The following is a 20,567-nucleotide window of genomic DNA, read 5'->3' on the forward strand; positions in this document are numbered from 1 at the left end:
GTGGAGACCGACGGGTATCGGCGTGTCGCGGTGCGGGAATCGGCCCGGTGTCCCCCGGAAGACGGACCGGTTCCCGGACGCACACGGCGCTCACGGCGTGGTGAGCGCTCCCGTCGCGTCCTTGTAGCCCGGCACGCGCTCCTGGTCCGTGCCCCACCCGGTCGGCTTGATGCCCTGCCCGTAGGCGAAGGTGTTCGCCCAGCTGGCGATGACGCGCCCGCCGGACGCCCAGGAGTGCCACGTCGGCGACGCGGCGATCGCGACGCCGTACTTCGACCACATCTCCTTCTGCATCTTCGTCATCTCGATCTGCCGGTCGACGCTGAGCAGCCGTTCCCACTGCCATCCCTTGCCGCCCTTGCCGAAGACGTCGGCGATCTTCGCCTTGTCCTCGTTCCACAGGGCCTTGCCCGGGTGCCACCAGTTCGGCTTCTCCTTGAAGCCGTCGACCACGTTCTTCGTCCTGGCCAGGTCGAGCTTGCCCTCGGCCGCGGTGATGTCCTTCCTGATCGTCGCCAGGCTCTCGCGCGCGTTCTTGAAGGCCGAGAAGTCCTTCGCGCCGAGCGCCTCGTCGATCTTCAGGTCGCGAGCACGCTGCAGCCCCTGGAGCTTGGACAGGGTGTCCTTCTGCAGACCGACCGTGCCCTTCGCCAGGCCGGCCGTCTTGAGCGTCGACACCGCCTTCGTCAGGGCCCCGCCGACCCCGACCAGCACGAGCCCCACCGCCGAGGTGATGACGTCGAGCCACGAGCCCTCGCCCATGGCCGCGAGCGTGATGTTCGCGACGAGGGTCACCGACGCCGCGACGGCCGCCATGAAGGTCAGGATCCCGACCCCCGGGATGAGGATCGCGAGCGCCGCGAGGGCGATGCCGATGTAGGTGAAGATCTTGACGAGGATCTTCAGCAGCTTCGAGAAGAACGCCTTGATCTTGTCGCCGAGCGTGTCGTGCAGGCCGTCGTCCCAGGCCGCACGGATGGTCGACGCCGCCTGGCGCCCGGCACCGTTCAGGGTGTCGACGGCCCGTCGGAGCTTCGCGGTCGCGGCGTCGGCTCCCGCGCGGGCGTCGTCCGTCGCGCGGTGCTTCGCGTCGACGGCCCCCTGCTCGTCGGCGGTCAACGGCGGGGCGTCCTGCGCCCGACCCTGCGACGGGTCCGCCATGCTCGCGGCGCGCGATCCCGCTGCCGATGCGTCCTCCGCCTCGCGCAGCGCCGCCGCCGACTCGTCGAGTGCGGTCTCCAGCGACGGCAGGTACCCGGTCAGGGCGTCACGGATGGCGTCGTAGCGGCCGGACATCTTCTGCAGCGACGACGCGACCTCGCCGCTCTTCTTCCGGACCGCGTCGGCCGACTCTCCCTTGAACTGCGACTGGTCGCCCTCGCCGATGCGCTTCAGCACGTCGGCCTCGCTCCGGATCTCGTCCGCGATCGACCGGTAGTAGTCGACGAGCTCGTGCACGACCTGCGTGTCGGCGACGATCGGGTCCGAGGCCTCGCCGACGAGCGACCAGTTCCCTCCGCGGGCGGGCATCAGGCGGCCGCCCCGTCGGTCGGGTGCGACTCGGTCGTCAGCTTGTCGTGCAGGTCCTGCTCGAGGGCCGACCAGTGCTCGACGGACTTCTGCATCTTGTCGTGCAGGTCCTTCACGGCGCCCTTCATCTTGTTGCGGTGGATCTTCCAGTCGCCGGAGAAGTCGTGCATCGCCTGCTGCACGTCGTGCTGCCCGTAGACCTCGGTCAGGGCGCGGTCGTCCGACTTCTGGTGCTCGAGCTCGTCCGAGATGTGCTGCAACTTGGTGGCCGAGTCCTCGAGGACGGCCTTGGTGATGATGAGGTCTGCCATGGGTGCTCCCGATCGCTGCCCGTCCGGTGGTCCGGTGGAAGGTGGGACGGGCGGCCCGCGAGGGGGCCGCCCGTCGTCCGGAGCGGTCGGGGACCGACCGCCCGGTGTCCCGCGCTACTTGATGGCGTTCGCGAGTTCCTGGTCGGTCTGCTGCAGCGCCTCGGCCGCCTTGTTGAGGTACATCGACATGCCCTCGAGACCCTCGATGGTCTTCGTCGCACCGTCGTTGAACTCCTGGTACGAGCTGCCGAACGCGACGGACGACTGGTCCGTGACGTAGCCGCCACTGATCAGCGAGTCGACGAGGGCCTTCAGCTCACGGAGCTTCGAGGTGATGTCCTGCTCACCGTTCACGAGGCGGGTCGCGGCGTCCTGCATCTCGCCGTAGGTGACGTTCAAGTTGGGCATGTCGTGCTCCTGGTCTCGATGTCGTTCGCCTCCGGAACCGGAAGCCGAGACGACGGTACCGGCGGGGATGCCCCCGAACGGGGGTGTTCGAGGGTTGTTCACCTGGAGTTCCGCAGCACGCGTCGGCGATGAACTCGACGTGCACACCCGACCGTCCGGCGGACGCGACCCGCGGGCACGACGAAGGGCGGGCCTCCCGGAGGAGACCCGCCCTTCGACGGTGGTGGCGCTGCCCTACTTGGCGGCGACGACCTGGAGGGAGATCACGGCGGTGATGTCCTCGCGCAGGCGGACGGTGGCCTCGTGGTCACCGACGGTCTTGATGGTCGCGGGGACCTCGACCTTGCGCTTGTCGAGCGAGCCGACGCCCTGCGCCTGGACGGCGTCGGCGACGTCGCCCGGACGGACGGAGCCGAACAGACGACCGTCCTTGCCGGCCTTGACGGTCAGCTTGATGGTCGCGTTCTCGAGCTTCATCTTGAGGTCCTGGGCCTCCTCGATGGTGGCGAGCTCGCGAGCGGCACGGGCCGCACGGATCGACTCGACCTGCTTCTCGCCGCCCTTGGACCACGCGACGGCGAAGCCCTGGGGGATGAGGTAGTTGCGGGCGTAGCCGTTCTTGACGTCGACGACGTCACCGGCGGAACCGAGGCCGGAGACCTCGTGGGTGAGGATGAGCTTCGACATGGGAAGTCCTCCGATCAGCGGCCGGAGCCGGCGTAGGGGAGGAGCGCCATCTCACGGGCGTTCTTCACGGCACGGGCGATGAGGCGCTGCTCCTGGACGGAGACGCCGGTGATGCGACGGGCGCGGATCTTGCCACGCTCCGAGATGAACTTGCGCAGGGTCGCGACGTCCTTGTAGTCGATGACGCCGACCTTGATCGACTTCGCGGGAGCGGCGTTCTTGCCGCCCTTGCCGCGAGGCTTCCGGCGGTCGCCGGTGCTCTTTCCAGCCATTGTGATTCCTTAGAGAAGAAGAAGTTGTGTGTCCGTCGGACCGCTGAGGATCAGAACGGGGTCTCGTCGTCGTACGAGCCACCGGGCTGGCTCCACACGTCGTTCGACTGTGCGTTGCCACCCTGCTGGCCGCCCTGGGGCGACCACGGTGCGTCCGACTGACCGCCGCCGCTGTTGTTGCTGTTGCCGTTCCAGCCGCCGCCCGCGCCCTGGCCACCGGAGGCGTTGCCGCCACCGACCTGGCCACGACCGCCACCGGAGCCACCCGCGGCACGGGTGACCTGTGCGGTCGCGTAGCGGAGCGACGGGCCGATCTCGTCGACCTCGAGCTCGATGCTCGTGCGCTGCTGGCCCTCACGGTCCTGGTAGGAGCGCTGACGCAGACGGCCCTGCGCCATGACGCGCATGCCCTTCGTCAGCGAGCCCGCCACGTGCTCGGCGAACTCGCGCCACACGCTCGCCCGGAGGAACAGCGCGTCGCCGTCCTTCCACTCGTTCGCCTGACGGTCGAACGTGCGAGGGGTGGATGCGATGGTGAAGTTCGCCACCGCGAGCCCGTTCTGCGTGTAGCGCAGCTCGGGGTCCGCGGTGAGGTTGCCCACCACCGTGATGACGGTTTCGCCGGCCATGAGCTACTCGGCGGTCGCGGTCGCGTTGGCGGCCTTGCGGGCCGCACGGGCCTCGTCGCGCTGCTTCTGGGCGGCGACCTGGGCGATCGCCTCCTCTGCGCGGAGGACCTTCGTGCGGAGCACGGCCTCGGAGAGACCGAGCTGACGGTCGAGCTCCTTGGCGGCCTCGGGGCTCGAGGTGAAGTCGACGACGGCGTAGATGCCCTCGGACTTCTTCGCGATCTCGTAGGCCAGGCGACGACGGCCCCAGACGTCCACGTTGTCGACGGTGCCACCGTCGTTGCGGATGACCGCGAGGAACTTGTCCAGGCTGGGAGCGACGGTGCGCTCGTCGATCTCGGGGTCGAGGATCGCCATCAGTTCGTACTGGTGCATGCGGAACCCACCTCCTTTGGTCTCGGCGGCTCCGGGCGGTTCCCGGAGCAGGAGGGTTGATGCATGTGTCCGGACACGCAGGAGCGCGTGGACAACCCCACTAGCCTAGCTCACGGCCTGGAGGCGCGCCACCGGCTGTGCAGAGCGGCTCCGGCCCGCCAGGCGGTCCCGTTCGGTCCGGCAGTCGCGTTCGGTCCGGCGGTCGGGCTGTCAGGCGGTCGCGTCGCGTTCGGCCCACCAGGCGCGCAGGCGCGCCTCGGCCTCGTCCGCGCCGAGGGGTCCCTCGTCCATCCGGACCTCGAGCAGGTACCGGTACGCCTCGCCCACGGCGCGTCCCGGCGAGATGTCGAGGATCCGCATGATGTCGTCGCCCGTCAGGTCCGGCCGGATCGCGTCGAGCTCCTCCTGGTCGGCCAGGGTCGTGATGCGCGCTTCGAGGTCGTCGTACGCGAAGCCCAGCCGGTCGGCCTTCCGCCGGTTCCTGGTGGTCACGTCGGAGCGGGTCAGCTCGTGGAGCCGCTCGAGCAGGGGACCGGCGTCCCGCACGTACCGGCGCACGGCCGAGTCGGTCCAGGCGCCCTCGGTGTAGCCGAAGAACCGCAGGTGCAGCTCGATCAGGCGGGCGACCGCGGCGATGGTGTCGTTGTCGAAGCGCAGCGCCCGGAGTCGCTTCTTCGCGAGCTTCGACCCGACCAGGTCGTGGTGGTGGAAGCTCACCGCCCCGCCGGGCTCGAGCTTCCGGGTGGCCGGCTTGCCGATGTCGTGCAGGAGCGCCGCGAGCCGCAGCACCGTGTCGGGCGCCTCGCCCGGGTGCCGCTCGGCCTCGTACCCGATGGCCTGCTCGAGCACGGTGAGCGAGTGCTCGTAGACGTCCTTGTGGTGGTGGTGCTCGTCGATCTCGAGCCGCATCGCCGGCAGCTCCGGCAGGAACCGCTCGGCCAGGCCGGTGTCGACGAGGAGCCGGATCCCGGGGACCGGGTCCGACGTGTCCAGCAGCTTGACCAGCTCGTCCCGCACGCGCTCGGCGGAGACGATGTCGATCGAGTCGGCGAGCGCGGTCATGGCGTCCCGGACCTCGTCGGACACCGTGAAGCCGAGCTGTGCGGTGAAGCGCGCGGCCCGCATCATCCGCAGCGGGTCGTCGCGGAACGACACCGGTGCGGCCTGGGGCGTGTGCAGGCGCTGCGCCAGCAGGTCCTCGACGCCGCCGTGCACGTCGACCAGCTCGCGCTGGGGGAGTCGGAGTGCCATCGCGTTCACCGTGAAGTCCCGGCGGAGCAGGTCGTCCTCGATGGTGTCGCCGAACGCGACCTCGGGCTTGCGGGTCTCGCCGTCGTAGACGTCGCTGCGGTAGGTCGTGATCTCGACCTGCTCGCCGCGGATGCGTGCGGCGATCGTGCCGAACTGCCGACCGACGTCCCAGGTCGCGCTCGCGATCGGCTCGACGATCGCGAGCGTCTGCTCGGGGGTGGCGTCCGTGGTGAAGTCGAGGTCGGTCACGGGGCGGCCGAGGAAGGCGTCGCGCACCGGTCCGCCGACCAGGGCCAGCTCGTGTCCGGCGTCGGCGAACGACCGAGCGAGGAGGGCGACGGGCTCGGTGGCGGCGAGTGCGTCGAGTCGTTCGACGGCCTGGGCAACGGACTGCATGACGGACCTCATCCTCCCAGAAGACCGTCCACGAGTTCTGCACGGACCGAGCGCCCACGGGATCGTCCCCGTCTGCCCCTCGTACACTCGTGCTCGGCCGGAACCGACCCTCGGGCCTCCCTGTATGCAGATCCTCCGCTCCACGCTCGCCGCCGCAGCGACGGCCCTCGTCGCCATCGGTCTCGTCACCACGCCCGCGGCCACCGACGCCGTCCTGGCAGCCGGGACCTCGACGACGCACACCGCGGCGTCCGGCACGACCACCCGGACGGCCGAGCCGACGGCCGCCGACCAGGGTCGGACCACCGTCTCGATCGCACCGGCGGACCGCGGGATCGTCCGTCGCGACGAGGACCTCGAGCTCACCCTCACCGTCACGAACGACACGGACCGGGACGTCCCCGCGGGACGGGCCGAGCTCGACATCTTCCGGTCCGAGAGCACGCGCGACGTCCTCGCCGACTGGCTCGACGACACCAGCACGTCCGGTTACCTCGGCGCCCCGATGGACACGGTGGACGTCCCGGCGGTCCCGGCGCACCGGACGGTGACCCAGACGGTGACCATCGTGCCCGGCAACGTGGCACTCGGCGGGTACTCGTCCTTCGGGGCCCGACGCATCGCCGCCGAGTACACCGCGGGCGACACCACCGCCGTCGCACGGTCCGCCGTCACCTGGTACCCGGACTTCCAGCAGGCCCCGCTCGGCGTCTCGGTCGCGATGCCCGTCACGCTCCCCGCCACCCCCGACGGGGTCATCGGTGCGAACGCCCTGGCCGCCGCGACCTCCGTCGACGGCACACTGCAGCAGCAGCTCGACGCGGCGGAGGACCACAACGTCGCGGTGGCGGTCGACCCGCGGATCATCGCCTCGATCCGACTCCTCGGGCAGGACGCCCCCTCGACGGCGACGGCCTGGCTCGACCGGCTCGAGGGACTCCGCAACGAGACCTTCGCCCTGCCGTGGGCCGACGCCGACGTCACCGGGCTCCGGCAAGCGGGTGCGGACGGCATCCCGGGCGTCATCTCCCTCGACCAGCAGGTCGACGAGGACCACTTCCCCGGCGCGAGCACCCCGACGCCGACCCCGATGGGCCCCACGGCCTCCGCCACCCCGGGCGACACGGCGTCGCCGTCCGACGTCCCCACCCCGACCGAAGACGCCACCGCCGGCAGCACCGGCACCGAGACGGCACCGACCCTCCCCACCACCCGGGAGCTGCTCGACTTCCCCTGGTCGCTCGACGACGTCTCCTGGCCCGTCGAGGGCACCGTCGCCACCGACGACCTGCCCGCCCTGGCGAAGGCCGGCACGGACACGACGATCGTCTCGAGCGGCAACACCTCCGCCGGTCCGGACACGACCGTCGCCGCGTCGGAGCGGATCGGCGACCAGCGCGTGCTCGTCTCCGACCAGGGCATGTCCGCCCTGCTGCGCGACGCGGCCGGGGCCACCGACCAGCAGCGCTGGGACGCGGCGATGGCGGAGCTCACCGCCACCATGGCGACCGCCGCACGGGCCGGCTCCGCCACGAGCCCCGTCCTGCTGACCCTCGGGCGCGACTGGCCGAACGACTCCGCGCGGTTGGGCCAGGCGCTCGACGCCATCGAGGGCACGCCGTGGGTCGCCCCGGCCGACCTCTCGACGGCCGCGAAGGCGACCGCTGGCTCGCTCACCCTCGCGCCGGCCGACGACGGCGAGCAGCGCCTCGCGCAGCTCCGGCGCCTCGTCGCCTCCGAGCGTGACCTGATCGGCTTCGCGTCCGCCGTCGACGACCCGGTCGTGGTCACCGCCCCCGCACGCCTCGACCTGCTCGCCCTCGCCTCGAACGCCTGGCGGGTGGAGCCGGACGCGCTCGACACCGCCGTCGACGCCCAGGTGCAGGACTGGACCCGGACCACGAGCGAGGTGAGCATCCCGGACTCGAGCTCCCTGACGCTCCTCGGGGACCGCTCGTCGTTGCCGGTGTCGATCCGGAACCGGTCCGAGTACCCGGTCACGGTGCGCCTCACCGTGCAGCCGTCGAGCTCCGCCCTGCGCATCGTCCGCAACGACATCCTGGTCGAGCTCCAGCCGCAGTCCTCCACCCGTGCGACGGTCCCGGTCCGCTCCGTCGCGAACGGCAAGGTCACGCTGACGATGTCGTTGACGACACCGACCGGCGTCACGATCTCGCAGCCGTCCACCGTCGAGCTCAACGTGCAGGCGCAGTGGGAGACCGTCATCACCGCCGTCGCGGCGATCGGCCTCGTCGCGCTGTTCGGCTTCGGCATCTTCCGCAGTGTCCGGAAGCGCATCCGCCGCCGCAACGGCGAGCTCGACGACGAGGACGACGACGACCCGAACCGGCCGCTCGAGGTCCAGCCCGACGCCCCCGGTGCGCCCCGCCGGACGGGAGGCACGCCCACCGTCGCGCAGGCGGCTCCCGCCGCCGCTGCGGCCGGCACCACCACCGTGACGGCTCCCACGCGACCCGCACCGCAGCAGGCGGGTCCGCGTCCTGCGGACGCGCCCGTGCACGACGGGGGTGCGCCGCGCCTCCAGTCCGGACCGCGCGACGAACCCGTCTTCGACCCCGACCGTGAACCCGAGGAGCCGACCATCAGCACGCAGCAGCAGCCCGCCGTCGACGCGGAGCCCGCGGCCGAGCGGAACCTCGGACGGGCGAGTGCGATGCTCGCGGCGGGCACGATGCTGTCGCGCGTCCTCGGCTTCGGCAAGACGTTCGTCCTCGCGTACGCGATCGGCCAGGCCCACTCGCCGGGTGCCGACGCCTTCGCGCTCGCGAACCAGCTGCCGAACAACATCTACGCGCTCATCGCGGGCGGCCTGCTCTCCGCGGTGCTCATCCCGCAGATCGTCCGCTCCATGCAGCAGAGCCGCGACGGCGGGACGGCCTACGTCAACAAGATCGTGACGCTCGGCGCCACCGTGTTCGTCGTCATCGCGGTCGTCGCGACGCTCGTCGCGCCGTTCCTCGTCTGGCTGTACAGCCAGCAGGCCGGCGGCGACGGCAAGGGCTTCACGCCGGCCCAGACGGACCTCGCGGTGGCGTTCGCCTTCTGGTGCCTGCCGCAGATCCTCTTCTACGCGCTGTACTCGCTCCTCGGCGAGGTCCTCAACGCGAAGCAGGTCTTCGGCCCCTTCACGTGGGCACCGCTGCTGAACAACGTCATCGCGATCGCCGGTCTCGTCGTGTTCATCGCCATGTTCGGCGGCCAGGAGCTGAACTCCTCGGTGGGTGCCTGGACCCCGCTGAAGATCGCGGTGCTGGCGGGCAGCGCCTCGCTCGGGGTGCTGGCACAGGCCGCGTTCCTGCCGTTCTTCTGGAAGCGCGCCGGCCTGTCGTTCCGGCCGGACTTCCGCTGGCGCGGCGTCGGGCTGAAGGCGACCGGCACGGCGGCCGGGTGGCTCTTCGCGATGATCCTCGTGACGCAGCTGGCCGGGATCGTGCAGTCGCGCGTCGCCTCGCTCGGCACGGGTGCCGCGGGCAACGCGGTGCTGCAGAACGCCTGGCTCCTGTTCATGCTGCCGCACTCCATCTTCGCGGTGTCGATCGCGACGGCGTACTTCACGCGGATGAGCCACGACGCCGAGCGCGGGGACCTGGACGCCGTGCGGCGCAACCTGTCGCTCTCGCTCCGGATCGTCGGGCTCTTCACGGTGTTCGCGTCCGTGGCGCTGATCGTCGTGTCCGTGCCGTTCGGACGGATGTTCGCCGGCACCTTCGACCAGGCGCTCTCCATCGGCGCGGTGCTCCTCGCCTACATGCCCGGACTCGTGCTGTTCAGCATGCTCTTCATCATCCAGCGGGTGTTCTGGGCGATGCACGACCACCGGACCCCGTTCCTCATGCAGTGCGTGCAGTCGGTGCTGTTCGTCGTCGGCGCGCTGGCCGTCGCCACCTTCCCGCAGTCCGTGGTCGGTGTGTCGATCGCCGCGTGCACCACCCTCGCCGGCACGGCCCAGACGATCGTCGCGCTCGTCCTGGTCCGCCGCCGCCTGGACGGCATCGAGGGTCCGGTCGTCACCCGCTCGCACCTGCAGTTCGTCGTCGCCGCGCTCGTCGCGGGTGTCGCCGGTGCCGGCGTCGTGACCGCGCTCGGCGCCTTCGCGGCGGACGGGTTCGCGATGTCCGACCGCACCGGGGCCTTCGTCACCATCGTGCTCGCTGGCGCCGTCATGGCGGGCGTGTACTTCGGCGCACTCGTCGTCGCCCGCAACGGCGAGGTCTCCGGCGCGGTGTCCCTGCTCCGGAAGCGTCTCGGTCGCTGACCACCGCCTGCGCGCACACCGGATCGGCGGAATGTCCCGCCGCTACCATGGGTTGACCCGGTCAGTACGCAACGGAAGGGCACCAGGCATGCGCCAGCTCATCATCATCGGTTCCGGTCCCGCCGGGTTCACCGCCGGCATCTACGCCGCGCGCGCGGAGCTCAAGCCCCTCATCGTCGCCTCGAGCGTCGAGACCGGCGGCGAGCTCACCAAGACCACCGAGGTCGAGAACTTCCCGGGCTTCCCCGAGGGGATCCAGGGCCCGGACCTCATGATCAAGATGCAGGAACAGGCCGAGAAGTTCGGTGCCGAGGTCCTGTACGACGACGCCGTCTCGGTCGACCTGACCGGTGACGTCAAGAAGGTCACCGTCGGCTCCGGTGAGACGTACGAGGCCCTCGCGGTCATCTACGCCACGGGCTCGGCGTACCGCCACCTCGGCCTCGCCGACGAGGAACGACTCTCCGGCCACGGGGTGAGCTGGTGCGCCACGTGCGACGGCTTCTTCTTCCGCCAGAAGAACATCGCCGTCGTCGGCGGCGGTGACTCCGCGATGGAGGAGGCCACGTTCCTCACCCGCTTCGCCGACAAGGTGACGGTCATCCACCGCAAGGACTCCCTGCGGGCGTCGAAGATCATGCAGGACCGCGCGACGAACGACCCGAAGATCGAGTTCGCGTGGAACAAGGAGGTCACCGCCATCCAGGGTGACTCCGCCGTCACCGGCGTGACGCTCAAGGACACGGTCACCGGCGAGGAGTCCGAGCTCGCGCTCGACGGCCTCTTCATCGCGATCGGCAACGACCCCCGCACGCACCTGATCCACGGCCAGATCGACATCGCGCCCGAGGGCACGATCGCGGTCGAGGGCCGCTCCTCGAAGACGAACCTGCCGGGCGTCTTCGCCGCCGGTGACGTCATCGACCCGACCTACCGCCAGGCCATCACGGCCGCGGGTTCCGGCACCGTCGCGGCGCTCGACGCCGAGAAGTACCTCGCAGAGCTCGACGACGCCCTGACCGACCAGGCCGAGGGCGTCACCCCGGAGTCGCCCGCGACGATCGACGTCGAGGCCGCACGGGTCTGACCCACTCGGAATACCGCAGCGGCGCCGCCGTTGTACCCACTGAACTTCTCGAAGGAGCACACATGTCCAACGCAAAGGCCGTCACCGACGCCACCTTCTCGGACGAGGTCCTCAAGTCCGACAAGACCATCCTCGTCGACTTCTGGGCCGAGTGGTGCGGCCCGTGTCGCGCCGTCTCGCCGATCCTCGACCAGATCGCCGCGGAGCACGCCGACAAGATCGAGATCGTCAAGCTCAACGTCGACGACAACCCGCAGTCGGCCATGAACTACCAGATCACGTCGATCCCGGCGATGAAGGTCTTCAAGGGCGGCGAGGTCGTCAAGACGGTCATCGGCGCGAAGCCGAAGCCGGCGCTCGAGGCCGACCTCGCAGAGTTCCTGGCGTAGTCCACCCCAGCACCACCGGACGGCCCCGTTCTCCCCGGAGAGCGGGGCCGTCCGCCGTTGCCGGGCGCGGCCTGCGCGGCGTACCCGGGCGCGGGCTGCGCGTGGCAGGGCCACAGCTTCAGGATCGGCCCCCGCCTCCCACCGCGGATCCGGCAACGGATGTCGTAGTGTGGCGGGAATGTCCCACTGAACGGAGTTCACGATGACGAACGGCAACAGTCTCGACCCCTGGTACGACTCCTACGCCCAGCGCACCGCCGGGCTGAGCGCCTCCGAGGTCCGAGCCCTGTTCGCCGTCGCCTCGCGGCCCGAGGTGGTCTCGCTCGCCGGCGGCATGCCCTACGTCTCCGCGCTGCCGCGTGAGCTCGTCACCGGGTCGATCGACCGCGTGATGACCGAGGACGCCGCGATGGCGCTGCAGTACGGCGGGGGACAGGGCCTGCGGTCCCTCCGCGAGCACATCGTCGACGTGATGAGCCTCGAGGGCATCCGCGCCAGCGCCGAGGACGTCGTCGTCACCACGGGGTCGCAGCACGCGCTCGACCTCGTCACGCGGCTCTTCATCGACCCGGGCGACGTCGTCCTGGCCGAGTCGCCCTCGTACGTCGGTGCCATCGGGGTCTTCCGGTCGTACCAGGCGGAGACCGTGCACGTGACGACCGACGAGCACGGCCTGGTGCCCGAGGCGCTCCGCGAGGCCATCGCGAACCTCCGGACCCAGGGCAAGCGGATCAAGTTCCTGTACACGATCCCGAACTTCCACAACCCGGCCGGTGTCACGATGAGCCGCGAGCGTCGCATCGAGGTGCTCGACATCTGCCGCTCGAACGGCATCCTCGTGCTCGAGGACAACCCGTACGGGCTCCTCTGGTTCGACGAGCCCGCGCCGCAGGCCATCCGGTCCATCGACGACGAGGGCGTCGTGTACCTCGGGTCCTTCTCGAAGACCCTCGCACCGGGATTCCGGGTCGGCTGGGCCCTCGCACCGCACGCCATCCGCGAGAAGCTCGTGCTCGCCAACGAGTCGGCCGTCCTCGCTCCGAACTCCTTCGGCCAGTACGTCGTGAACGCCTACCTGGACGCCGCGGACTGGAAGGGCCAGGTAGACACCTTCCGCGGCCTCTACGCGGAGCGCAGGGACGCCATGCTGTCCGCCCTGGGGGAGTTCCTGCCCGACCTGTCGTGGACGAAGCCGAACGGCGGCTTCTTCGTCTGGCTCACCCTGCCCGAGGCCCTCGACTCAAAGGGCATGCTGCCGCGCGCGGTGAAGGAGCTCGTGGCCTACACGCCCGGTACGGCGTTCTACGCCGACGGACGCGGCGGTGGCAACATCCGACTGTCGTTCTGCTACCCGACGCCCGAACAGATCCGACTCGGCGTCAAGCGCCTCGCGACCGTCGTCAACGACGAGCTCGAACTGCTCGAGACGTTCGGCCACGCCACCCGGCCGAACGTCCGCGAGTCGCGCACCTCGGTCGTCGCGCCGCCGCCGAACGTCTCCTGACCAGCACTTTCCGTTGTAGTACCACCCGGAGGACCCTCGCATGGCCGAGCTCACCCGTCGTCACGTCGTCGTCGTCGCGGGAGGGATCTCGCACGAGCGGGACGTCTCCCTCCGGTCCGGGCGGCGCGTCGCGGACTCGCTGACCGGGTACGGCTGGAAGGTCGACCTGCGCGACGCCGACGCCGGGCTGCTGCCCGCAGTGCGTGACGATCGGCCCGACGTCGTGTGGCCGGCGCTGCACGGTGCCTCGGGCGAGGACGGCGCACTGCGGGGCATCCTGGAGGCGCTCGACATCCCGTTCGTCGGCTCGCGTTCGACCTCGGCCCGTCTCGCCTGGGACAAGCCCACCTCGTCCGCGCTCGTCGCTCGTACCGGCGTGCGGACGCCCCGGTCCGTCACGCTGTCACACGACGTCTTCCGGGAGCTCGGCGCGGTCGGTGTCCTCGAGGCCATCGCCGGCGAGCACCCGGTACCGCTCGCCGTGAAGCCCGCTCGCGGCGGGAGCGCCCAGGGAGTCACGCTCGTCGAGGATCCGCGCGATCTCCCGCGCGCGATGGTCACGGCCTACACCTACTGCGACGACGTGGTCGTCGAGCAGCTCATCCGGGGCACCGAGGTCGCGGTGGGGATCATCGACACGGGTGACGGCCCCGTGGCGCTCTCCGCCGTCGAGATCGTCCCGAAGAACGGCCCGTACGGGTTCGAGGCGCGGTACAACGCGGGGGAGACGACCTTCTTCACGCCGGCACGCCTGGCGCCGCAGTTTGCCGAAGCTGCCGCGGACGCGGCGAAGACTGCGCACGCCGCACTCGGGCTGCGCCACCTGTCCCGCGTGGACCTCATCATCGACGGGGCGGGCACCCCGTGGTTCCTCGAGGCGAACGTGTTGCCGGGGCTCACCGAGACCTCCCTCGTCCCGCAGGCACTCAGTGCCTCCGGCTTCGACCTCGGGTGGACCTACGCCGAGCTGGCCGAGCAGGCCATCCGCGACCACCGCGGCTGATCATGCACCGGCTCGATGTTCCACGTGGAACGTCGATCGCGCGGACAGTCTTGATCGCCGCCGGTGCTCTGAGCGCAGTGCTCGCGTGGGGAGAGGCCGTACACGCGCGGGCACACGCTCGACAGGAGCTCGAGCTCCCCCCGGAGCGTGCACGAACGGCACGGGTCTCGGAGGCTCTAGGAAATCGTCGAGGCACCCCTGCGCGGTGCGCCGTCCTCGTGCTCGGCTTCGCCGACCGCGGTCCTCGGGCCCACGCGGTCACCCGCTGGCGGGCTCGTATCGGCGCCCGTACCGCGGCACGACTCGTAGCCGAGGGCTTCGCAGTCGAGGTCGTGGCCTGCGGGGGAGCCGTGCGCGGAGCAGTACCCGAGGCCGACCTCCTGGCCGAGGCGTTGCGGGAGGCTGGCTGGCAGGGCCGAATCCTCCTGGAACGCGAGAGCACGACGACGTGGGAGAACATCGCGTCAGCGCGTGCACTCGTTGGCGACCGCAACGCGATCAGCATCTGCGCGAACGGTCTGCATGCAGAGAAGGCCCGTGCGTACCTCCGACGCCAGGATCCGGATCTCGGCTCCCGGCTGGTGTCAGCGGACGACTACCGCTTCCCCGAGATGAGTCTGCTCAAGCCCGTGTTCGCCGTCGTCGGCCTGAACAAGCTGCGTCAGCTCTGCCGGGCCGACTCGCACGGCTGAGCGCGTCGCAGCGCTGCAGCATCACGGTCGGTAGTCGGTTCGCTCCTGCGGCGGGTCGAGCGGAAGCTGCCGTGGGTGCGCACGGCCGTCGATGCCGGCGAGCACCGTCGTCACCGATCGCATCAGGATGCTCCAGGCGGTCGCGACCAGACCGGGGCGCCGCGTATCCTCGAACGCGTCGTCGCCCCATGGTCGATCTCGCTGCTGTTCCCTCACGGCCCCTCCTCCGTCGTCGGTGGCTCCCACGCTAGCGGTCGGCCGGGTCCGGGTCGAGAAACATCCGAGCGCCACCTTCGGACGGCCGCGGTCACGGTCACGGTCACGATCACGGATGGTTCCACGTGGAACATCCGTGACGACGCAACACGTGCCACGAACCTCTCCTACTGCGGTCCGCTGCACGGCTCCCTGCGGGACGTTCTGCGCGGCCGCCACCCTGGAGGACGCCCGACGCGCCCGGTCCCGGCAGCGGGGCGTACAGCGCCCCTGAGGGGATCACTCCGCGACGTCGCGGATGCCCAACTCCCCGAGGATGCGGTCGAGGTCGTCACCGTTGGCGAAGTCGATCGTCACCGAGCTCTTGCGTGCCCCGACCGCGATCTTCACGCGGGTGTTCAGCCGGTCGCCGATCCGCTCCGCCAGGTCGTTGAAGTGGGCCTGGCGCTTCGACGGCTCCGGCTTGGCCTTCACAGGCGTCTTCGTGGCGAGCTGCTGGGCGATGGCCTCGGCAGCGCGGACCGACAGGTCCTCGTTGACGATCTTCTCCGCGAGGTACTCCATCGCCTCGGCATCCGGCGCCGCGAGGATCGCCCGTGCGTGTCCAGCCGACAGGACGCCCGCGGCGACGCGGCGCTGCACGGGGGAGGGCAGGCGGAGGAGGCGGATGGTGTTGGTGATCTGCGGGCGTGACCGACCGATGCGCTGCGCGAGCTGCTCCTGCGTGATGCCGAAGTCTGCGAGGAGCTGCTGGTAGGCCGACGCCTCCTCGAGTGCATTGAGCTGTGCGCGGTGCAGGTTCTCGAGCAGAGCGTCCCGGAGCATCGCGTCGTCCGGCGTCTCCTTGACGATCGCCGGGATCGTGGCGAGCCCGAGCTCCTTCGTCGCGCGCAGCCGCCGCTCGCCCATGATGAGTTCGTACTGCGGCTCGGTACCACCGGCGCCGGGGATCGGGCGCACGACGATGGGCTGCAGCACACCGATCTCGCGAATCGAGTGCACGAGCTCCTGGAGCTCCTCCTCGCGGAACTCCTTCCGGGGCTGCTGCGCGTTCGGCACGACGTCGAGCGGGTTCAGGTTCGCCAGCCGAGCGCCCGGGACGGCGACGAGGTCCTCAGCGGTGCCGCCCGAACTCGGCGCCGATGCCGGCGAGCCACCCGTGGGGAAGAAGACATCGACCGGTCGGTCCTGCTGGTCCGACACCGTGGGGATCAGTGCGCCGATCCCTCGCCCGAGTCCGGTTCGCTTCGGTGCCATCAGTGCTTCGCTCCTCGTGCTGCGATCTCGGCTGCTGCTTCCAGGTAGGACAACGACCCGGACGAGTTGACGTCGTACGACACGACGCTCTGGCCGTAGCTCGGCGCTTCGCTCACCCGCACTGATCGGGGGATGACGGCGCCCAGCACCTGGTCACCGAAGTGCTCACGCACGTCCGCGGCGACCTGGTTCGACAGGTTCGTCCGGCCGTCGAACATCGTCAGGAGGATCGTCGAGACCCGCAGGTTCGGGTTGAGGTGCCGCTCGATGAGCTCGATGTTCCGGAGCAGCTGGCTGAGGCCCTCGAGCGCGTAGTACTCGGTCTGGATCGGGATCAGCACCTCCTGAGCGGCGACGAACGCGTTGATCGTCAGGAGGCCGAGCGAGGGCGGGCAGTCGATGAAGACGTAGTGGTACGGCTCCTCGAGCGAGGAGAGGTACTGGTCGAGCGCGGTCCGCAGCCGCTGTTCACGCGCCACGAGGGAGACGAGTTCGATCTCCGCGCCCGCGAGGTGGATCGTCGCGGGGACACACCACAGCGTCTCCGACTCGGGGGAGCGCTGCACGGTGTCGGCGATCGGTGCCTCGTCGACGATCACGTCGTAGATGCTCGCGACCTCGGCCTGGTGGTCGACGCCGAGCGCCGTCGACGCGTTGCCCTGCGGATCGAGGTCGATGACGAGCACCCGAGCCCCACCGTGCGCCAGCGCTGCCGCCAGGTTGACCGTGGTGGTGGTCTTGCCGACCCCGCCCTTCTGGTTCGAGACCGTGAAGATGCGCGTCGCATCGGGCAGGGGGAACTGCTGCGTCGCGATCGCCCTGCGCCGGCGGTTCAGGTCGGCGACCTCGCGTGCGAGGGGCGTCGACGAGTCGTAGTTGGTCGATGAACTCAACGAAGGCCTCTTCCCCGGTTCGGTGTTCCACGTGGAACATCGGCATCCTCGCGCCCCGTGGAACCGGGCCGAGCAGCAGCGTCAGTCAACTGTAGCCCGGAAGACGCGGGTGGTCTCCTCGACCACACCGTCCCCGAGCTCGAGGACCTCGACGTCGGCGAGTCGCTTCCGCAGGATGACCTTGCGGGCCTTCTCGATCTCGTCGTCGACCCGGGCGCCCTTCATCAGGATGAGCTGCCCACCGGACCGCACCAGCGGCACCGTGAGCGGGATGAGCTTCGAGAGCGCGCTGACCGCTCGCGCCGTGACCTGGTCGACGACGACGGAGTCGGCGACGTCCTCCGCGCGGCCCCGGAGGACCGTCACGTTCTCGAGCCCGAGGCGGTCGGCCTCGGCGTTCAGCCAGTCGCAGCGTCGCTCCATCGGCTCGATGAGCGTGAAGGACACGTCGGGTCGTGCGATCGCCAGCACCAGGCCGGGCAGGCCCGCACCGGAGCCGACGTCTGCCACGCGGCCGTTCGCCTGCAGCAGCGGCGCCAGCAGCGCAGAGTTGAGGATGTGTCGCGTCCAGAGGCGTGGCAGCTCGAGCGGTCCGATCAGACCGAGCTCCTCGCCACGGCGCGCGAGCTCACCCGTGAAGGACCGAGCCAGCTCGATCCGGTCGCCGAAGAGCGTGACCGCGGCCGCCGGCTCCTGCTCGAGGACCGGCGCTGCGTCGTCCGTCATCGGGTGACGACCGTGTGGCGGTCTCGTCCCTCGCCCTCGGACTCCGAGTGGAAGCCCTTCTCGGCGACCAGGTCGTGGACGAGCTTGCGCTCGTACGACGACATCGGGGGGAGGGCGGCCGTCGCCGAGCCGGCCTCGATGCGCTCGACAGCGGTGTCGACGAGCCGCTGGAGCTCGGTCGCACGGGCGTCCCGCGACCCACCGACGTCCAGGATGAGCCGGCTGAACTCGCCGGTCTCCGCCTGCACGGCGATGCGCGTGAGCTCCTGCAGCGCCGACACCGTGTCCGGCTTCGACAGCACACGCAGGGCGCCACCCTCGTCGGTCACCGAGAGGTAGACGCGACCGGCGCGCTCCTCGATCTCGATGTCGCCGTCGAGGTCGCAGATGTCCAGCAGTTCCTCGATGTAGTCGGCCGCGATGTCGGCTTCGTCACGAGTGTCGTCCTCGACGCTCGTGGCCTCCGCGGTCGCGCCCGTGCCGGCCGTGGCCGTCTCGGTCGTCTCGGCGGCGGCGGTGTCCTGCTCGGTCACTTACTTCTTCCCGTTCTTCTTGGCGCGGTTCTTGCCCACCGGCTGCTGCCGCTGCGTGGTGACACGGACGGGCTCGACCTCGACGGCACCGACACCCGCGCCGGCCTCGGCGAGCAGCGGGGTGCCGCGTCGCTGTGCCTTCTTGGCGAGGCGGGCCTCGCGGGCGAGGGCGGCCTCGGAACCCGGCGTCGGCATGCTGCGGATGACGAAGTACTGCTGCGCCATGGTCCAGATGTTGGAGGCGAGCCAGTAGAACATGACGCCGAGCGGGAAGCTCAGGCCCGAGATCACGAAGACGAGCGGGAGGATGTACAGCATCATCTTCTGCTGCCGGTACATCGGCGACGCCTTGGTCTCCGGCGACATGTTCTTCGCGACGAGCTGCAGCTGGGTGACGAACTGCGACGCCGTCATGACCACGATCATGAAGCCCGCGATGATGCGGACCTCCCACCCGGAGGCGTTCGTGAAGGTCTCGTGCAGTGGCGCTCCGAACAGGGCGGCGTTGCCGAAGTCCTGGGCCAGGGTGTTCGTGAGCAGACCGATGCCGGTCTTGTTGATCTGCGCCTCGTGCAGCACCGAGTACAGCGAGAAGAAGATCGGCATCTGGATGAGCAGCGGCAGGCAGGAGCTCAGCGGGTTCGTCCCGGTCTCCTTGTAGAGCGCCATGGTCTCGCGGCTCATGGCCTCGCGCGAGAACTGGTCCTTCTTGCCCTTGTACTTGTCCTGGATCTTCTTGAGCTGCGGCGCGACCTCGAGCATCCGGCGCTGCGACTTGATCTGGCGCACGAAGATCGGGATCAGCGCGGCGCGGACCACGAAGGTCAGGAAGATGATCGACAGCACCCAGGTCAGACCGGCGGACGGGTCCATGCCGATCGACTCGAAGATCCAGTGGAAGGCCACGAGGATCGCCGAGACCACCCACTTCAGTGGCCAGAGGATCGTTCCGATGAAGTCCATGAGGACGGTCACGCCTTTCGAGTGCGCTGGGGGAGCAGGACCGGGCGACGGGCATCGCCGGACGGCTGTGGGGACGACGAGGACGGGGGGAGCACGAACCCGAAGCGGCTCAGCCGGAAGGGACGGGCGCGCTCACGCACGTCGTCGATCCCGCCGGCTGCCCACGGGTTGCAGCGTGCGATCCGCCAGGCGCCCATCGCCGAGCCGCGGACGACGCCGTACTGCTGGATGGCCTCGAGCGCGTACCGGGAGCACGACGGGTGGTAGCGGCAGACGTTCCCGTACAGCGGCGAGACCACCGCACGGTAGGCGCGCAGCACGACCACGCACACGTTGCGCGGGAGCAACGCGACGACCCAGGCCAGCCGGGTCCACAGGGTGCGGTTCATGCTGCCTTCTCGAGCCCGCGCGCGAGGGAGCGCGAGACGTCTCCGAGCAGGGTAGGCCATGTGGCCTGCGCTGCGGCTGGCAAGGCCCTGATCACCACGTCGTGGCCGGTAGGGACCTCGGTCAGCAGGCCGTGCGCGATCGCCTTGAGCCGTCGTCGCACGCTGTTGCGCGTGACGGCGTTGCCCACGGTCTTCGCGACGATGAAGCCGAAGCGCGTGGGACCGTCGGGCGGGACCTCGGCGCCGGCGGGGCGACGGACCACGGATACGACGACGTGCGCCGTGGCGCTCCTGCGACCACGACGCACGACGGACCGGTAGTCCTCACCGAGGACGATGCGGTTGGCGCGTGCCAACACGATCGCTACCGGGTCCCGATCCGGGACCGGACCGAACGCTGCCCGGATCCGTACCGCGCAGGCCCGGACACCGTGGACGCGTCCAGCGGAGCGGGGTGCAGTGCGGACCGGCGCAGCGCGATCAGGCGCTGAGCTCGGTGCGGCCCTTGCTGCGGCGCGCGGCGAGGATCGCGCGGCCGGCACGGGTGCGCATGCGGGCGCGGAAGCCGTGCTTCTTGGAGCGACGACGGTTGTTCGGCTGGAAGGTGCGCTTGCTCATGATGATCTCCACACGGCTGCGCGCGAGGATGGGCCCGGCGCGAACCGTCACGTATGTCTACAGCCGCTCGACGAGGCCGAACAGCACGATGGGCGCGACCGAATGGCCGCAGTCAACTGGTTAACGGTACGTGACAGCGGCGTGGAGGTCAAACGGCGCCGG

At 70.2% G+C, this 20,567-nt stretch carries 23 protein-coding genes; 6 read left to right on the forward strand and 17 right to left on the reverse strand.

Going from position 1 to position 20,567, the window contains the following annotated elements; all coding sequences use genetic code 11:
• Nucleotides 1–90 precede the first annotated feature (90 nt).
• The 8 genes from QUG92_RS06745 to QUG92_RS06780 form a co-directional block, all read right to left on the reverse strand.
• Nucleotides 91–1,530: a WXG100 family type VII secretion target gene (locus QUG92_RS06745; protein ID WP_289458204.1), complete on the reverse strand. Its 1,440-nt coding sequence runs from the start codon at nucleotides 1,528–1,530 to the stop codon at nucleotides 91–93.
• Nucleotides 1,530–1,841, reverse strand: a complete 312-nt coding sequence (locus QUG92_RS06750) for a hypothetical protein (RefSeq protein ID WP_289458206.1) — start codon at nucleotides 1,839–1,841, stop codon at nucleotides 1,530–1,532. The genes QUG92_RS06745 and QUG92_RS06750 overlap by 1 nt, the downstream gene beginning before the upstream one ends.
• A gap of 114 nt (nucleotides 1,842–1,955) precedes the next feature.
• A complete protein-coding gene (locus tag QUG92_RS06755) occupies nucleotides 1,956–2,249 on the reverse strand; it encodes a WXG100 family type VII secretion target (RefSeq protein WP_058748771.1) in 294 nt (97 codons plus the stop codon).
• A 234-nt stretch (nucleotides 2,250–2,483) separates the two neighbouring features.
• Nucleotides 2,484–2,936: a 50S ribosomal protein L9 gene (gene rplI, locus QUG92_RS06760; RefSeq protein WP_069712629.1), complete on the reverse strand. Its 453-nt coding sequence runs from the start codon at nucleotides 2,934–2,936 to the stop codon at nucleotides 2,484–2,486.
• A gap of 14 nt (nucleotides 2,937–2,950) precedes the next feature.
• The gene (gene rpsR, locus QUG92_RS06765) at nucleotides 2,951–3,208 is read right to left on the reverse strand and encodes a 30S ribosomal protein S18 (protein WP_017887834.1); all 258 of its coding nucleotides are present in this window, start codon (nucleotides 3,206–3,208) and stop codon (nucleotides 2,951–2,953) included.
• Between the two features lie 50 nt (nucleotides 3,209–3,258).
• Nucleotides 3,259–3,837 carry a single-stranded DNA-binding protein gene (locus QUG92_RS06770; protein WP_289458274.1) on the reverse strand — a complete coding sequence of 193 codons (579 nt, stop codon included), beginning with the start codon at nucleotides 3,835–3,837 and terminating at the stop codon, nucleotides 3,259–3,261.
• Between the two features lie 3 nt (nucleotides 3,838–3,840).
• The gene (rpsF, locus tag QUG92_RS06775; RefSeq protein ID WP_069712631.1) at nucleotides 3,841–4,212 is read right to left on the reverse strand and encodes a 30S ribosomal protein S6; all 372 of its coding nucleotides are present in this window, start codon (nucleotides 4,210–4,212) and stop codon (nucleotides 3,841–3,843) included.
• A 210-nt stretch (nucleotides 4,213–4,422) separates the two neighbouring features.
• On the reverse strand, nucleotides 4,423–5,859 hold the full coding sequence (locus QUG92_RS06780; RefSeq protein ID WP_069712733.1) for a CCA tRNA nucleotidyltransferase: 1,437 nt from the start codon (nucleotides 5,857–5,859) through the stop codon (nucleotides 4,423–4,425).
• A gap of 124 nt (nucleotides 5,860–5,983) precedes the next feature.
• Between QUG92_RS06780 and QUG92_RS06785 the strand changes: the two genes are divergently transcribed.
• The 6 genes from QUG92_RS06785 (at nucleotide 5,984) to QUG92_RS06810 (ending at nucleotide 14,810) form a co-directional block, all read left to right on the forward strand.
• Nucleotides 5,984–10,135, forward strand: a complete 4,152-nt coding sequence (locus tag QUG92_RS06785) for a DUF6049 family protein (protein ID WP_289458278.1) — start codon at nucleotides 5,984–5,986, stop codon at nucleotides 10,133–10,135.
• 88 nt (nucleotides 10,136–10,223) lie between these two features.
• Nucleotides 10,224–11,222 carry a thioredoxin-disulfide reductase gene (gene trxB / locus QUG92_RS06790; protein WP_289458280.1) on the forward strand — a complete coding sequence of 333 codons (999 nt, stop codon included), beginning with the start codon at nucleotides 10,224–10,226 and terminating at the stop codon, nucleotides 11,220–11,222.
• A gap of 62 nt (nucleotides 11,223–11,284) precedes the next feature.
• Nucleotides 11,285–11,611 carry a thioredoxin gene (gene trxA / locus QUG92_RS06795; protein WP_022832611.1) on the forward strand — a complete coding sequence of 109 codons (327 nt, stop codon included), beginning with the start codon at nucleotides 11,285–11,287 and terminating at the stop codon, nucleotides 11,609–11,611.
• A 202-nt stretch (nucleotides 11,612–11,813) separates the two neighbouring features.
• Nucleotides 11,814–13,115, forward strand: coding sequence for an aminotransferase-like domain-containing protein (locus tag QUG92_RS06800; protein WP_289458285.1), 1,302 nt, complete (start codon nucleotides 11,814–11,816; stop codon nucleotides 13,113–13,115).
• Nucleotides 13,116–13,155: 40 nt separating this feature from the next.
• Nucleotides 13,156–14,118: a D-alanine--D-alanine ligase family protein gene (locus tag QUG92_RS06805; protein ID WP_289458286.1), complete on the forward strand. Its 963-nt coding sequence runs from the start codon at nucleotides 13,156–13,158 to the stop codon at nucleotides 14,116–14,118.
• A 2-nt stretch (nucleotides 14,119–14,120) separates the two neighbouring features.
• Nucleotides 14,121–14,810 (forward strand): YdcF family protein, encoded by a 690-nt coding sequence (locus QUG92_RS06810; RefSeq protein WP_289458288.1) that lies wholly within the window; start codon nucleotides 14,121–14,123, stop codon nucleotides 14,808–14,810.
• 21 nt (nucleotides 14,811–14,831) lie between these two features.
• Here the strand turns inward: QUG92_RS06810 and QUG92_RS06815 are convergent, their stop codons facing one another.
• The 9 genes from QUG92_RS06815 to rpmH all read right to left on the reverse strand — a co-directional run bounded on the left by QUG92_RS06815 (nucleotide 14,832) and on the right by rpmH (nucleotide 20,405).
• Nucleotides 14,832–15,026, reverse strand: a complete 195-nt coding sequence (locus QUG92_RS06815) for a hypothetical protein (protein ID WP_289458289.1) — start codon at nucleotides 15,024–15,026, stop codon at nucleotides 14,832–14,834.
• A 279-nt stretch (nucleotides 15,027–15,305) separates the two neighbouring features.
• Nucleotides 15,306–16,283 carry a ParB/RepB/Spo0J family partition protein gene (locus QUG92_RS06820; protein WP_289458291.1) on the reverse strand — a complete coding sequence of 326 codons (978 nt, stop codon included), beginning with the start codon at nucleotides 16,281–16,283 and terminating at the stop codon, nucleotides 15,306–15,308.
• The gene (locus tag QUG92_RS06825) at nucleotides 16,283–17,176 is read right to left on the reverse strand and encodes a ParA family protein (RefSeq protein WP_069712637.1); all 894 of its coding nucleotides are present in this window, start codon (nucleotides 17,174–17,176) and stop codon (nucleotides 16,283–16,285) included. The genes QUG92_RS06820 and QUG92_RS06825 overlap by 1 nt, the downstream gene beginning before the upstream one ends.
• Nucleotides 17,177–17,257: 81 nt before the next feature.
• Entirely contained in the window at nucleotides 17,258–17,902 is a 645-nt protein-coding gene (gene rsmG / locus QUG92_RS06830; protein WP_289458295.1) for a 16S rRNA (guanine(527)-N(7))-methyltransferase RsmG, read from the reverse strand.
• On the reverse strand, nucleotides 17,899–18,435 hold the full coding sequence (locus tag QUG92_RS06835; RefSeq protein WP_289458297.1) for a Jag family protein: 537 nt from the start codon (nucleotides 18,433–18,435) through the stop codon (nucleotides 17,899–17,901). The genes rsmG and QUG92_RS06835 overlap by 4 nt, the downstream gene beginning before the upstream one ends.
• Nucleotides 18,436–19,398 carry a membrane protein insertase YidC gene (gene yidC, locus QUG92_RS06840; RefSeq protein ID WP_289458298.1) on the reverse strand — a complete coding sequence of 321 codons (963 nt, stop codon included), beginning with the start codon at nucleotides 19,396–19,398 and terminating at the stop codon, nucleotides 18,436–18,438.
• Between the two features lie 8 nt (nucleotides 19,399–19,406).
• Nucleotides 19,407–19,787, reverse strand: a complete 381-nt coding sequence (yidD, locus tag QUG92_RS06845) for a membrane protein insertion efficiency factor YidD (protein ID WP_182045845.1) — start codon at nucleotides 19,785–19,787, stop codon at nucleotides 19,407–19,409.
• Nucleotides 19,784–20,146 (reverse strand): ribonuclease P protein component, encoded by a 363-nt coding sequence (gene rnpA / locus QUG92_RS06850; protein WP_289458300.1) that lies wholly within the window; start codon nucleotides 20,144–20,146, stop codon nucleotides 19,784–19,786. Before rnpA ends, yidD begins: the two co-directional genes overlap by 4 nt.
• A 121-nt stretch (nucleotides 20,147–20,267) precedes the next feature.
• Nucleotides 20,268–20,405: a 50S ribosomal protein L34 gene (rpmH, locus tag QUG92_RS06855; protein ID WP_289458303.1), complete on the reverse strand. Its 138-nt coding sequence runs from the start codon at nucleotides 20,403–20,405 to the stop codon at nucleotides 20,268–20,270.
• Between the last annotated feature and the right edge of the window lie 162 nt (nucleotides 20,406–20,567).

The sequence above is a fragment of the Curtobacterium citri genome, from assembly GCF_030362955.1.
Classification (GTDB): Bacteria; Actinomycetota; Actinomycetes; order Actinomycetales; family Microbacteriaceae; genus Curtobacterium; species Curtobacterium citri.

Bases quoted from the DNA above. Each gene is read 5' to 3' on its own strand.
- QUG92_RS06745 (WP_289458204.1), bottom strand. From the start codon at position 1,530: ATGCCCGCCCGCGGAGGGAACTGGTCGCTCGTCGGCGAGGCCTCGGAC.
- QUG92_RS06750 (WP_289458206.1), bottom strand. From the start codon at position 1,841: ATGGCAGACCTCATCATCACCAAGGCCGTCCTCGAGGACTCGGCCACC.
- QUG92_RS06755 (WP_058748771.1), bottom strand. From the start codon at position 2,249: ATGCCCAACTTGAACGTCACCTACGGCGAGATGCAGGACGCCGCGACC.
- rplI (WP_069712629.1), bottom strand. From the start codon at position 2,936: ATGTCGAAGCTCATCCTCACCCACGAGGTCTCCGGCCTCGGTTCCGCC.
- rpsR (WP_017887834.1), bottom strand. From the start codon at position 3,208: ATGGCTGGAAAGAGCACCGGCGACCGCCGGAAGCCTCGCGGCAAGGGC.
- QUG92_RS06770 (WP_289458274.1), bottom strand. From the start codon at position 3,837: ATGGCCGGCGAAACCGTCATCACGGTGGTGGGCAACCTCACCGCGGAC.
- rpsF (WP_069712631.1), bottom strand. From the start codon at position 4,212: ATGCACCAGTACGAACTGATGGCGATCCTCGACCCCGAGATCGACGAG.
- QUG92_RS06780 (WP_069712733.1), bottom strand. From the start codon at position 5,859: ATGCAGTCCGTTGCCCAGGCCGTCGAACGACTCGACGCACTCGCCGCC.
- QUG92_RS06785 (WP_289458278.1), top strand. From the start codon at position 5,984: ATGCAGATCCTCCGCTCCACGCTCGCCGCCGCAGCGACGGCCCTCGTC.
- trxB (WP_289458280.1), top strand. From the start codon at position 10,224: ATGCGCCAGCTCATCATCATCGGTTCCGGTCCCGCCGGGTTCACCGCC.
- trxA (WP_022832611.1), top strand. From the start codon at position 11,285: ATGTCCAACGCAAAGGCCGTCACCGACGCCACCTTCTCGGACGAGGTC.
- QUG92_RS06800 (WP_289458285.1), top strand. From the start codon at position 11,814: ATGACGAACGGCAACAGTCTCGACCCCTGGTACGACTCCTACGCCCAG.
- QUG92_RS06805 (WP_289458286.1), top strand. From the start codon at position 13,156: ATGGCCGAGCTCACCCGTCGTCACGTCGTCGTCGTCGCGGGAGGGATC.
- QUG92_RS06810 (WP_289458288.1), top strand. From the start codon at position 14,121: ATGCACCGGCTCGATGTTCCACGTGGAACGTCGATCGCGCGGACAGTC.
- QUG92_RS06820 (WP_289458291.1), bottom strand. From the start codon at position 16,283: ATGGCACCGAAGCGAACCGGACTCGGGCGAGGGATCGGCGCACTGATC.
- rsmG (WP_289458295.1), bottom strand. From the start codon at position 17,902: ATGACGGACGACGCAGCGCCGGTCCTCGAGCAGGAGCCGGCGGCCGCG.
- yidC (WP_289458298.1), bottom strand. From the start codon at position 19,398: ATGGACTTCATCGGAACGATCCTCTGGCCACTGAAGTGGGTGGTCTCG.
- yidD (WP_182045845.1), bottom strand. From the start codon at position 19,787: ATGAACCGCACCCTGTGGACCCGGCTGGCCTGGGTCGTCGCGTTGCTC.
- rpmH (WP_289458303.1), bottom strand. From the start codon at position 20,405: ATGAGCAAGCGCACCTTCCAGCCGAACAACCGTCGTCGCTCCAAGAAG.